This is a genomic window from Mycobacterium shigaense, from assembly GCF_002356315.1.
GTDB classification, from domain to species: Bacteria; Actinomycetota; Actinomycetes; order Mycobacteriales; family Mycobacteriaceae; genus Mycobacterium; species Mycobacterium shigaense.
In genome coordinates this window covers 3842936-3855131 of record NZ_AP018164.1, presented here as the reverse complement: position 1 = coordinate 3855131, position 12196 = coordinate 3842936, and the positions used below count along the sequence as shown (strand labels likewise).

Sequence of the window (12196 nt, the reverse complement as noted above, 5' to 3'; positions counted from 1 at the left end):
CACAGGGACTCTGCTAGCGACTGGGAGCGGCCTTGCCTAGGTCGGTGGGCTCAACGGCTCCCTCCTGGTCGGTCGATGCGGGAAAGCCGGTCACCGGCGTGGTGCTCGCCACGGCGTTCGCGCGGGCGTGCCTTCTGCGGCCCAGCACCCGTGTCCCGAGGCCGACGAGAACGCCGATCAGCGCCACCCAGAACAGCAGCTGCGCGCCCGTTACCGCCAGCTGGGCGCGCAGTATCACCACCCGCGCCTGACGCAGGCGATGCACGATTTTCGTGGTCGTCGAATTCACCAAGTGTCGGTAACCCGGCGACGGGCGTTCCAAACCCCGCTTACCAAGACGGTCCGCGGGGCATACGGTGAGAGTCATGCTCACTCTTGGCGTTATTGGCTGGTTCATCATCGGCGGCCTGGCCGGCTGGGTCGGCAGCAAGATCATGGGCACCGACGCCCAGATGGGGTTGGTGCTCAACATCGTGGTCGGCGTCATCGGCGGCCTGATCGGCGGGTTCCTGCTGCGGGGGTTCGGTGTGGACGTGGCCGGCGGCGGCCTGCTGTTCTCGTTCCTGACGTGTCTGCTGGGGGCGGTCATCCTGCTGGCGATCGTCAAGCTCATCCGCGGGGGCCGCGTGTCCCGCTAGGGCTCGCCAATCCCGTTCGGCCCGTGGCCCTTCCGCCGCGCCGCGCGAGCCACGGAATTCACTGTCGAGTCGCGGTCCGCGGGGCCCCGGCTGCAGTTGTGGAATGCGCTACCGATAGGTATACAGTATGGGTGCAAAGCGACGGCGAATCCGATAGTTCACGCACGAGGAGGTGCCGCGGGAGATGTCCAGCAGCGACGGTGCTTCCGATGCAACGGTGCTCTACGAGGCCACGGACAGCGGAGTGGCAATCCTGACGTTCAATCGACCGGACCGCCTCAACGCCTGGGGCCCGGACATCGCCGCCGGCTTCTATGCCGCCATCGACCGCGCCGAACAGGATCCGGCAATCCGGGTGATCGTGCTGACCGGTCGGGGCAGGGGTTTTTGCGCCGGCGCCTACCTGGGCGCGCCGGGCGGGGCGGCCGGGGTCGGCGAATCGATGGAGAAGGCGGGGCAGACGAACCTGGCGGAATTGGTCGGCGAGCGGCCGCCCCACTTCGTGACGACGCTGCGCAAGCCCGTCATCGCTGCCATCAACGGCGCGTGCGTCGGCATCGGCTTCACCCAAGCGCTGATGTGCGATGTCCGGTTCGCCGCCGCCGGAGCCAAGTTCGGTGCGGTGTTCGCCCGCCGCGGCTTGATCGCCGAATTCGGGATCTCCTGGATCCTGCCGCGCCTGACCGGGATGGCCGCCGCCCTCGACCTGTTGCTCAGCGGCCGCACGTTCCTCGCGGCGGAGGCCGCCGAGCTGGGCCTGGTCAAAGAGGTCGTGGCGGCCGACGACCTGATGAAACGCGCACTCGAATACGCCGAGGACATGGCCGCGAACTGCTCGCCCGCCTCGATGGCGGTGATCAAACGACAGATCTACGGCGACGACAACCGCGAGGTCGCCGAGGCCAACGACCTCTCCGAAGTCCTGGTGCACGAAGCGATGTCACGACCCGACGTGATCGAAGGGATCACCAGCTTTCTTCAGAAGCGGCCCCCGCAGTTTCCCTCGCTGCGCCCGACAGACGCTTAGTTACCAGGGAAGGAACATCATGAATGGCCTGAGCTACATGGCGATTGACGTCGACAACCACTATTACGAACCCTTGGACGCCTTCACCCGCCACCTGGACAAGGAGTTCAAGAGCCGCGGCGTGCAGATGGTCACGCAGGGCAAGCGCACCCTGGCCGTGATCGGGGGCCGGGTCAATCACTTCGTTCCCAATCCCACCTTCGACCCGATCATCGTGCCGGGCTGCCTGGACCTGTTGTTCCGCGGCCAGATTCCCGAGGGCGTCGACCCGGCGTCGCTGATGAAGGTCGAGCGGCTGGCCGAGCATCCGGAATACCAGAACCGCGATGCCCGCGTTGCGGTGCTGGACACCCAGGACATCGAGACGGTGTTCATGCTGCCGACGTTCGGGTGCGGTGTCGAGGAGGCGCTCAAGCACGACATCGACGCGACGATGGCATCGGTGCACGCGTTCAATCAGTGGCTCGACGAGGACTGGGGCTTCGACCGCCCGGACCACCGGATCATCTCCGCCCCGATCATCTCGCTGGCCGATCCGGCCAAGGCTCTCGCCGAGGTGGATTTCGTGCTGGCCCGCGGCGCCAAGCTGGTCTTGGTGCGGCCGGCTCCGGTCCCGGGTGCGGTGAAGCCGCGCTCGCTGGGCGATCGCAGCCACGACCTGGTCTGGGCCAGTCTCGCCGAAGCGGGGGTGCCTGTGGGCTTTCACCTGTCCGACAGCGGGTACCTGCACATCGCGGCGGCTTGGGGCGGCAAGTCGACGTTCGAGGGGTTCGGCGCCAAGGACCCGCTGGACAACGTCCTGCTCGACGACCGCGCGATCCACGACACGATGGCCTCGATGATCGTGCATGGCGTGTTCACCCGCCACCCGAAACTGAAGGCCGTCAGCATCGAAAATGGTTCGTACTTCGTGCACCGGCTGATCAAGCGCCTGAAGAAGGCGGCCAACACCCAACCGCGCGATTTCCCCGAGGACCCGGTGGAGCAGCTGCGCAACAACGTGTGGATCGCCCCCTACTACGAGGATGACCTGTCGGAACTCGTCGAGGTTATCGGCGTCGACAAGATCCTGTTCGGCTCCGACTGGCCGCACGGCGAAGGCCTCGAGTCGCCGCTGTCGTTCGCCGAGGAACTCGCGGCGTTCAGCGAGTCCGACGTCCGAAAGATCATGCGCGACAACGCGCTGGATCTGCTCGGCGTCAAAGCCACCGTGGCGGCGTAGGCAGCCGCGCGTGAGCGAATGGACCGTCGGGTCGGTTTTGGACGCCATCGCCGACGTCATCGGCGACCGCGAGATGACCGTCTGCGGACCCCGCCGCAGCACCTTCGCCGAGTCGGCGGACCGGACCAGCCGGTTGGCGAACTTTTTGAACGCCAATGGCTTCGGGGCACACCGCGAGCGGGAGGCGCTGAACCGCTGGGAGTGCGGTCAGGACCGGGTCGCGTTGATCATGTACAACGACCTGTACCCGGACGCGGTGATCGGCTGTCTCAAGGCGCGGACCGTGCCGGTCAACGTGAACTACAGCTACTCGCCCCGAGAGATCGCCGATCTGCTTTCCTACGTGCGGCCCCGGGGCATCATCTATCACCGCTCGCTCGGCGCGAGGTTCACCGAGGTGCTGCGCGCCGAGCTGCTGATCTCGATCGACGACGGCAGCGGCGCCGCAGAGCTGCCGGGCGCGATATCGCTGGATGATGCGCTGGGGCAGGGAGGTTCGGGCAACCCGGCGCCCGGTTCACCCGACGACCTGATCATGATTTGCACCGGCGGCACCACCGGGCGCCCCAAGGGCGTGTTGTGGCGGCAAAGCGACATGTACGTGGCGTCGATGGTCGGCGCCGACCACGCCAGCGTCGGCGAGATCCACGCCAAGGTACGTGGCGGCGGGCAATCCTGGTTCGCGGTCTCGCCGCTGATGCATGCCGCCGGCATGTGGACCGCCTTCTCGGCGATCATGAACGGATTCACGGCGGTGCTCTACGACGGCCGGGGCAAACTCGATGTGCGTTCGGTGTGGCAGACCGCCGAGCGCGAAAGAGTCGGCATGATGACCATGGTGGGCGACGCCTACGCCGGCCCGTTGGCCGCCGAGCTGCAACGAAGCCGCTACGACCTGTCGTCGCTCAACGCAATCGGAACCGGCGGGGCCGCAACGAATCCCAAATTCAAGCGCGCGCTGATGGAAAAGCTGCCGCACGTGACGATCATCGACGGGTACGGGTCGTCGGAATCCGGGAACATGGGCTTCGGGCACAGCCGGGGCGGCGCACAGAGCCAGACGTTCCAGCTCCGCGAGGGCGGAGCGGTGGTCTCGGAGGACCGCAGCAGGTTCTTGGCACCCGGTGATCCCGAGATCGGCTGGGTGGCCCGCAGCGGCCGAATCCCGTTGGGCTACTTCGGTGATGCCGATGCCACGCTGATCACCTTCCCGGAAGTCGACGGCTTGCGGATCGTGATCCCCGGCGACCGGGCAAGCATCGACGAAGACGGCACCCTGCGCCTCTACGGGCGCGATTCTCTGGTGGTGAACACCGGCGGTGAAAAGGTTTTCGTCGAAGAGGTCGAAGAGGTGTTGCGCACGCACCCCGGCGTCGCCGACGCGTTGGTGGTGGGCCGGCCCAGTGACCGATGGGGCCAGGAAGTCGTCGCGTTGGTCGCACTGCAGCCGGGCGCCGGTGGCGTCGAGGAAGCCGAGCTGCTCGCACTGTGCAAAGCCGAGCTGGCCCACTTTAAGGCGCCCAAGGTCATCTTGTTCGTCGATCAGGTGCGGCGCCTCGGCAACGGCAAGCCGAATTACCGCTGGGCCAAACAGGCCGCGCTGCAGGAGATTCCGGTATGAGCGACAAAGCGATCGATTGCCTGATCAATGTGCACTTCGGCGAGACCGGCTCCCAGCCGACCTGGATGATCAAGGTCCGCGACGACTACTTCAAGGGCCCGAAATCGATGTTCGAGCCGGTGGAGCTGTCGGAGTTGCTCGACGAGATGGACTCCCAAGGGGTACACAAGGCAATCCTGATGGACAACCTGACCACCCCATCGACGACCGCGCGAAAATTCGTCGACGCCAAGCCCGATCGGTTCGCCCTGGCGATGGGCGGGATCGACCTGCTGCGCCCGGTGCGGCCGCTGCGCGAATTGTCCGCCGTCCAGGCCGAGTTGCCGGTGGCCTATGCCGTAGTGGGACCCAGCTTCTGGGGCGACGGTCAATATCCGCCGAGCGATGCAGTGTACTACCCGCTCTATGCCAAATGCGCGGAACTGGGCCTGCCGCTGTGCATCAACACCGGCCTCCCGGGACCACCGATCCCCGGGGAGGTGCAAAACCCGATCCACCTGGACCGGGTCTGCGTGCGCTTTCCCGAACTGAAACTGTGCATGATCCACGGCGCCGAGCCGTGGTGGGACGTCGCGATCCGGCTGCTGCTGAAGTACGAAAACCTGCGCCTGATGACCTCGGCGTGGTCGCCCAAGCGGCTGCCCGAAAGCCTGCTGCACTATATGCGGACCCGGGGCTCCGACAAGGTGATCTACGCCTCGGACTGGCCGGTCCTGCGGATGCGCCGCGTGCTCCCAGAAGCCCGCGCACTCGACCTTCCCGCCGAGGTGTTGGACAACTACCTCTATAACAATGCAGAGGCATTCTTCTTCGGCCAGCCTGACCTAGGACTCCTGAAAACCCTCCACGAGGAGCACTGACGATGGACCGCTACGAACTGCGCCGGATCGATTACAGCCTGTCCGAACACCACGGGGACTTGCAGACTGTCTACAAGCAGTTCTTCAAAACCCACTGCCTAATCGAAACCGTCCGTGCCGCAGAGGCTTCGGGCTTCGACAAGGACCTGTGGGAGCGGCTGTGCGCGATGGGCGCCACGACCATGGCGGCACCGGAGTCGTGCGGCGGCGACGGCGCGACGCTGGTCGACCTCACTTTGGTGGCCGAGGAGATCGGCCGGTCGTTGGCCCCGGTTCCGTGGATCGACCACGTCTGCGCGGCCCGGCTGCTGGCCGGTCTGGGCGCGCTGGACGACGACACCGCGGGCATCGTCAACGGGGACCAGCTCGCCGCCCTGGATGCGCGGATCGACAGCGTGGCGGGCGCCCGGCTGATTCCCACCGGATCGATCGCCGACCACATCATCGTTCGCGACGGGAACGACATCGTTCGGCTGACGTTTGGCACCCGTCCAGCCAAGGTCGACAACATCGGTCGGCTGCCGATGGCGTGGGTCGACCCGGGTGCCGCCGATACCCGGACGGTGGTAGCCAGCGGGGCCGACGCACTGACGAGATATCAACGCGCGCTTGATGAATGGCGATTGCTGACCGCCGCGGCTCTGGTCGGCCTGGTCGAGGAGACCATGACGATCGCGGCCGAGTTCGCCAAGTCCCGCTACACGCTGGGGGTGCCGATTTCGACGTTGCAGGGCATCTCGCACCCGCTGGCGAACATGGCCATCACCGTTGCCGGGGGGCGTAACCTGGCGCGCCGCGCCGCATGGTTCCTGGACAACGAGCCCGACGAACGCGCGGAGCTGGCGCCGTCGGCGTTCGTGTTCATGGCCGAAGAGGCCGCGAAGGCCGCCACGATGGCCGTCCACATCCAAGGCGGGCTTGGTGTTTCGTCGGAAGCGGCGGCCACCGCATACCTGGTGCGCGCCCGGGGCTGGCCGCTGGCCGCCGGCGATCCCGGCGCCACCGCGACCCGGGTCGCCGAAATCGTCACCGCCCGCGAGAGCGCCGCCGTTCGAGCCTAGACACCTCAGCGACAGGAGCCAACCGATGGATTTTTCTCACGTCGAGCTTGCCGACGAGGAAAGGGCCTTTCTCGACGAGGCGCGGAGCTTTCTGGCCGCGCACGTCACCGACGAGGTTATCCGCCGGGACCGCGAGACCGGCGACAACTTCGACGAGGGCGTGCATCTGGCCCTCGGCGCCGCCGGCTATCTGGAAAAGGAATGGAAGCCGGCCTCCGACGGCGGGTTTAGCCGCGTGCAGCGCCGCATCTGGGAGCTGGAAAAGCGCCGCGCGCATGTGCCATGGGTGACCTGGGGCACCACTGCGATGGTGGCGCGATCGGTGGAAAAGTTCGGCAAGCCCGAGCTGGTCGCGGAGGTGCTGCCGAAGGTCTTCAGTGGCCACGTGCGATTGTGCCTGGGCTACACCGAACCCGAGGGCGGATCCGACATCGCCACCTGCAAGACGCGCGCGGTGCGCGACGGCGACGGCTGGGTGATCAACGGCTCGAAGATGTTCACCACCGGCGCGCACAACTGCCAATACGTCTTCCTGATCACCAACACCGACCCAGAGGCGCGAAAACACAAGAGCCTCACCATGTTCCTGGTTCCGCTGGATTCGCCTGGCGTCGAGATCCAGGGTATTCGCACCATCGACGGCGACCGCACCAACATCGTCTACTACAGCGACGTCCGAGTCGACGACAAGTATCGGCTCGGTGACGTCAATGGCGGCTGGACGGTGTTGCGCGAGCCGCTCAACGTCGAGCACGGCGCCGTGGCGGCCGCACCCGACGGGCTGCAGGACAACTCGATCATGATGCACCAGGCCGGCTTCATGGCCACGGCGGTCGACAAGGTGGTCGTGCGGCTGACCCAACCGGACGGAGGCGGGCACCGGCTGATCGACGACGCGTCGGTGGCGTATCGCCTGGGGCGCAGCTTCGCGCGGATCGAAGCCGCGTTGAGCGCGTCGAGCATCTTCGGGCGCGTCGCCATTGCCCAAACCATGCGGGATGTCTCCCCGGACTTGATGGACCTGCACGGGGCGGCGGCCGCGTTGCCGTTCGGGGCCGAGGGCGCGGCCGACGACGGCAGCGCCGAGTACGTCTACCGCTTTGCCCCGCTGGTCGGAATCTATGGCGGCACCCTAGAGGTCTTCCGCAATATGATCGCCCAGCACGTGCTCGGCTTGGGCAAGCCCGCGTACGCGCCGCCGGCGGCGAAGATCTCCTGAACCGGCGTTGAGTGCACACTCGGGCGGCATCCGGATACCCCCGGGGGAATAGCGGCTATTATGGTGCGCAACGAGCAAGGGGATTTCGATGGTTGGTGACGAGGACAGCATCGCCGCAGTGCTGAATCGACTGAGGCGCGCGCAGGGGCAGCTGGCCGGCGTGATCTCGATGATCGAGCAGGGCCGCGACTGCAAGGACGTGGTAACCCAGCTTGCCGCCGTCTCGCGCGCACTCGATCGCGCCGGATTCAAGATTGTCGCCACCGGCATGCGCGAATGTTCGACCGGAAAGGGGGCCAAGGGAAAGAAGCCCCTGACCGAAGAGGAACTGGAGAAGCTCTTTCTCGCGCTGGCGTAACGCCCCGCTTCCGTGCGTCGACGTAGTCAAGCGACTAAATGCTATACCCCGTATGGTATCTGCTACCGGTGGTAGCGCAGGGTGTTCGAAAAAGCTGATGCGTAGGTCACCTTGGCGAAACCGGCGATCGCTCTGCGTTGTGCTCTAGGGCCGATGGACTCTACCGCCGGGCTGTCTGGGTGCTGCATCGTGCAGACATGTCTGACGTATCAGAACCCGAGACAAGTCGGCTCGGTCAAGCGGCGGCCTGGGTCGGTATCGTCGCCGGAGTCGTGTTCGTGGTCGCGGTGATCTTCTTTTCCGGCGTCATCTTGGGCCGGTCCTCGGACGGCTTCGGATGGCGACACGGCGGCGGGTCGGACTGGCCCGGCGGCGGCAGGGCGGCTACCTGCCCCATGATGAGCAACGGCATGATGCGACCCGGCGACATGGGTCCGATGGGCCCGATGGATCACGCACCCTGAGTGTCGGCCAATGCTTGCATCGCGGCCCGCAGTTTGGCCGCCGCTTCGTCGGCGACCGGCCGAAGCCGCGGCTGGTCAATGACTTTGCTCATGATCTGCGGATCCATCGCCTCGACCAGCACAGCCCCGCCATGCCCGCTCGGATCGGCGCGCACCACGACGTTGCAGGGCAACAACTGACCGATCTGGCGGTCCGCATCGAGTGCTCTGTGCGCCAGCGTCGGATTGCACGCGCCCAGGATCAGGTAGTCCTCTATGTCCTCGCCGAGCTTTTGCTTCAGGGTGGCCTTGACATCGATCCTGGTGAGGACGCCAAATCCCTGATCCGCTAACGCCTGGGTGGCCCGTTCCACCGCATCCTCGAATGTGGTGTCCAGCTTGGCGGTCAGCCCAATGGTCATGGCTGTCTCCCTTCTGAGATGGTGTGCACGCCGGTGCGTATGCCCTCAACATGATACCCATACCCGTATGGGTATCATACCGGTTATGAGTGAAGGCAACCACTACCACCAGGTACTCGACGATCTAGGCCCGCAGCATCGGGCACTGCGCAAAATGATCCCGGATGTGTATCGGGGCTTCGCGGAGATGAGCAACGGCGCGCTGAACTCGGGCGCGTTGGACAAAAAGGTCAAGGAGCTCATCGCGATGGCGATCGGCGTCGTCGCCGGATGCGACGGCTGCATCGCATCCCACGCCCAAGGAGCGGTGCGGGCGGGCGCGTCCAAGGAGGAGGCCGCCGAGGCCATCGGGGTAAGCATCGTCATGCACGGTGGGCCGGCCACGATCTATGGCGCTCGTGCGTATGACGCGTTCTGCGAGTTCGCCGACAGCGCCCGTGCCAACCGCGCCCTGACCGGCCCGACGTCCGGCTAGGTGTCAGCACGGTGGCCGCGGCGGTGCCCCCGCGCGGATGCTTGTCCAGCCCGATGACGATGCCGATGTCGTAGTCGCCCAGCCGGATCCCGTCGGCGCACGCCTTGATGGCGCTAGCCGCCGTCGCGCACGCGTTGAACACGTTGGTGAACGGGATGCCGGTAAGGCCAACGATGCCGACGATCGCGTCCGGATTGGCCACCGTCCAGCTGCCGCCGGAGGCGAACTCGACGTCCTGCCATGCCACTCCGGCGTCGGCGACCGCGGCGAGGATGGCGTCGACGCCCATCTGCATCGCCGACTTGCCCTCGAAACGGCCGAACGGGTGCAAGCCCACCCCGATGATGGCGACCTCGTTCGTCATCCGCGGTTCCCTTCGTAAGCGTCGGTCAAGCGATGGCCCCGGCGTTTTTGAGCTCCTCGATGCGGTCCCAGTCCATCCCGTTCTCCATCAGGACAAGCTCGGTGTGTTCGGAGGCCTGCGGCGCACGGGTGGTGTGCAGCGGCTCGTGGTTGAATTGGACTGGCCCGCGCACGACCTTGAAAGGCGCACCGCCGCTGGCGAGTTCGACCTCGGCTATCATGTCGTTCGCGATGGCCTGCTCGTCGGAGGCCAGGTCGATCAGGCTCTGGAAAGGCGCCCACTGACCCTTCATGGTCTTCAAATGCCGGCGCCAGTACTCAAAAGGCTTGGCGGCGAACGCCTTTGCGATCAGCTCGGCGGCCTCGCTCGCATTCTGTATCAGCGGGAGTACCTCTGAGAAGCGGGGATCATCGGCGGTCTCCGGGATGCCGAGGTGCTCGAAGGTGTCGCGGATCAGGCCCGTCGGGCTGATGATGCACAGGTTGATCGTGCCGCCGTCGGAGGTCAGGTAGTTGCCCATGAAGGGGTTCACCGACATCGCGGCGGCGGAGCCGGGCATGAACGCGCGCATCACTTCGCCCGTCTCCATGCCTTGGGTCATGCTCGCGCCCGCGGCCCACCACGCGGTGCTGAGCAACGACACATCGAGCTCGACGGCCTCGCCGGTGCGTTCGCGATGCAGCAATGCGGCCGAGATGCCGCCGGCGATGAACATGCCGCCGACGGAGTCTCCGAAAGCCGGAATGCCTTGTCCTAGTGCACCACCCAGCTCCTCCGGGGTCAGCGCGTACCCGATGCCGCTGCGGGTCCAGAACGCCGTGCCGTCGTAACCGCCGATGTCGCGCTCGGCGCCCTTGTCGCCGTAGGCGCTGCCGCGCGCAAAGACGATGTCGGGATTCACCGCGCGAATGTGCTCGACATCGATTTTGTTCTTCTGCCGAACCGACGGCAGGTAATTGGTGAGGAACACGTCGGAGTTCTTGGCCAGTTCGTAGATCACCTCCTGGCCGCCCGGCGTGGTGATGTCGATGCCGACGCTGCGTTTGCCCCGATTGGGATGCTCCATGAGCGGATGCCGCTCGGGGTCGACCTGGATGCCGCCCATGTTGAGGAATCCGCGCTGGGTGTCGCCGCGCAGCGGGTGTTCGACCTTGATCACGTCGGCGCCCCAGTCGGCGAGGATGGCTCCCGCGGCCGGGACGAACGTGAACTGCGCAACCTCGAGGACCCGAAAGCCCGCCATTACCTTGACCATTTTCCGGACCCTACTTGGCGTCGAAGGTGACCGGAAGAACGGTCGGCGAACGGAACGGCTGCCCGTGGATGTGCGGATCGTCGTCGGTGCGCAGGTCGAAGTTGGTCAACCGGCCGAGCAGGCAGCCGATCGCGACGCGCGTCTCCAGCCGGGACAGGTGCAGACCCAAGCAGGTGTGCTCGCCCGCGGCGAAGGAGATGTGCGGTATGGCCTTGCGGAAGATGTCGAACTCTTCGGGACGCTCCCAGCGCTTTTCGTCCCGGTTCGCCGAGCCGATGCACACCCCGATCACGGCGCGCGCCGGGATCGTAAGCCTTTCCAGCTCAACGTCTTCCGTGGTGAACCGCTGCACGGTGGTTAGCGGTGTCTCGAAGCGCAAGCCTTCCTCGATGGCCTGGGGAATCAGGCCGGGATCTGCCTGCACGGCGGCGAACTGCTCGGGATGGGTCAGCAACAGATACGGCAGGTTTCCCGAGGATCGGTAGGTGGTCTCCAGTCCGGCGGGCAGCAACAGGCGCAGGAAGGAGTAGATCGCTTCGTCGGTGAGCTTTTCACCGTCGATCTCGGCGGTGACCAGGTCACCGATGATGTCCTCGGTGGGCTTGGACTTGCGCCTGTCGATCTGGTCCTGGAAATAGTCCTTGAGCGCCGCCGACGCCTCGAAGGCCCGCCCGTAGTCGACGTGGTAGCTGATCAATTGCACGGCGCGCTTGCGGAACATCGGGACGTCTTCGTCCGGCAGTCCCAGCAGCCGGGCGATGACACGGGTGGGGAATTCGAAGGTGAAGTTGCGGACCAGGTCGGTTTCGCCCGTATCGATGAATTCGTCGATCAGCTCATTGCAGATCGGCTGCACGATCTTCGGTTCCCACCGGGCCAGCGCCTTGGACCTGAACGCCGCCGACACCAGGTTGCGGTGTTCGCGGTGCTTCTTGCCCTCCATCGCCAGGATGGTCGGACCCATGAACAGGCCGATGGTCTTGTCGTAGGGCGCGGAACTGTAGACCCGGCCGTCGCGCAACACCGTGTTGACCGCGTCGAACGACACCGCGGAGTATTCGCGCTTGGGCATCATCGACTCGGGAGTCTGGGAATAGTCCATGACCGTGCCGCAGAAGACGCCGGACGACTCGTGGCGTTTGCGCGCGAAGTAGGGATAAGGGTCGCGCTGGTCGACCGTTTGGTTGCCGGTGCCGGCGGCCTCGTGAACGTGGGTCGTCACCTGATCTCC

General features: G+C 65.8%; 14 protein-coding genes and 1 pseudogene. 10 read left to right on the top strand and 5 right to left on the bottom strand.

Annotated features, from left to right (window positions below; all coding sequences use genetic code 11):
* Positions 1–13 precede the first annotated feature (13 nt).
* Positions 14–289: a hypothetical protein gene (locus MSG_RS17955; protein WP_096441682.1), complete on the bottom strand. Its 276-nt coding sequence runs from the start codon at positions 287–289 to the stop codon at positions 14–16.
* Positions 290–365: 76 nt separating this feature from the next.
* Between MSG_RS17955 and MSG_RS17950 the strand changes: the two genes are divergently transcribed.
* The 9 genes from MSG_RS17950 to MSG_RS17910 all read left to right on the top strand — a co-directional run bounded on the left by MSG_RS17950 (position 366) and on the right by MSG_RS17910 (position 8470).
* The gene (locus MSG_RS17950; protein ID WP_096441680.1) at positions 366–638 is read left to right on the top strand and encodes a GlsB/YeaQ/YmgE family stress response membrane protein; all 273 of its coding nucleotides are present in this window, start codon (positions 366–368) and stop codon (positions 636–638) included.
* Between the two features lie 184 nt (positions 639–822).
* Entirely contained in the window at positions 823–1665 is an 843-nt protein-coding gene (locus tag MSG_RS17945; RefSeq protein ID WP_096441678.1) for an enoyl-CoA hydratase, read from the top strand.
* A gap of 19 nt (positions 1666–1684) precedes the next feature.
* Entirely contained in the window at positions 1685–2887 is a 1203-nt protein-coding gene (locus tag MSG_RS17940; protein WP_096441676.1) for an amidohydrolase family protein, read from the top strand.
* A gap of 10 nt (positions 2888–2897) precedes the next feature.
* Entirely contained in the window at positions 2898–4508 is a 1611-nt protein-coding gene (locus MSG_RS17935; RefSeq protein WP_096441674.1) for an acyl-CoA synthetase, read from the top strand.
* Positions 4505–5368, top strand: a complete 864-nt coding sequence (locus MSG_RS17930; protein ID WP_096441672.1) for an amidohydrolase family protein — start codon at positions 4505–4507, stop codon at positions 5366–5368. Before MSG_RS17935 ends, MSG_RS17930 begins: the two co-directional genes overlap by 4 nt.
* Positions 5369–5370: 2 nt before the next feature.
* Entirely contained in the window at positions 5371–6429 is a 1059-nt protein-coding gene (locus MSG_RS17925) for an acyl-CoA dehydrogenase family protein (RefSeq protein WP_096441670.1), read from the top strand.
* A 25-nt stretch (positions 6430–6454) separates the two neighbouring features.
* The gene (locus MSG_RS17920; protein WP_096441668.1) at positions 6455–7648 is read left to right on the top strand and encodes an acyl-CoA dehydrogenase family protein; all 1194 of its coding nucleotides are present in this window, start codon (positions 6455–6457) and stop codon (positions 7646–7648) included.
* Positions 7649–7736: 88 nt separating this feature from the next.
* Positions 7737–8006, top strand: a complete 270-nt coding sequence (locus MSG_RS17915) for a metal-sensitive transcriptional regulator (protein WP_096441666.1) — start codon at positions 7737–7739, stop codon at positions 8004–8006.
* Positions 8007–8203: 197 nt separating this feature from the next.
* Positions 8204–8470, top strand: a complete 267-nt coding sequence (locus MSG_RS17910; RefSeq protein WP_142404499.1) for a hypothetical protein — start codon at positions 8204–8206, stop codon at positions 8468–8470.
* On the opposite strand, the gene MSG_RS17905 is transcribed toward MSG_RS17910, so the two are convergent.
* Positions 8458–8871 (bottom strand): DUF302 domain-containing protein, encoded by a 414-nt coding sequence (locus MSG_RS17905; RefSeq protein ID WP_096441662.1) that lies wholly within the window; start codon positions 8869–8871, stop codon positions 8458–8460. The two genes, MSG_RS17910 and MSG_RS17905, sit on opposite strands and share 13 nt — an antisense overlap.
* A gap of 85 nt (positions 8872–8956) precedes the next feature.
* Between MSG_RS17905 and MSG_RS17900 the strand changes: the two genes are divergently transcribed.
* Positions 8957–9346 carry a carboxymuconolactone decarboxylase family protein gene (locus tag MSG_RS17900; protein WP_096441660.1) on the top strand — a complete coding sequence of 130 codons (390 nt, stop codon included), beginning with the start codon at positions 8957–8959 and terminating at the stop codon, positions 9344–9346.
* Positions 9347–9374: 28 nt separating this feature from the next.
* Here MSG_RS17900 and MSG_RS17895 read toward each other — a convergent pair.
* The 3 genes and pseudogenes from MSG_RS17895 to MSG_RS17885 all read right to left on the bottom strand — a co-directional run.
* Positions 9375–9710: pseudogene (locus MSG_RS17895) on the bottom strand (thiolase family protein); the annotation flags it as partial.
* A gap of 25 nt (positions 9711–9735) precedes the next feature.
* Positions 9736–10953 (bottom strand): CaiB/BaiF CoA transferase family protein, encoded by a 1218-nt coding sequence (locus MSG_RS17890; RefSeq protein WP_096441658.1) that lies wholly within the window; start codon positions 10951–10953, stop codon positions 9736–9738.
* Positions 10954–10975: 22 nt separating this feature from the next.
* Positions 10976–12187: a cytochrome P450 gene (locus tag MSG_RS17885; protein WP_096441656.1), complete on the bottom strand. Its 1212-nt coding sequence runs from the start codon at positions 12185–12187 to the stop codon at positions 10976–10978.
* Between the last annotated feature and the right edge of the window lie 9 nt (positions 12188–12196).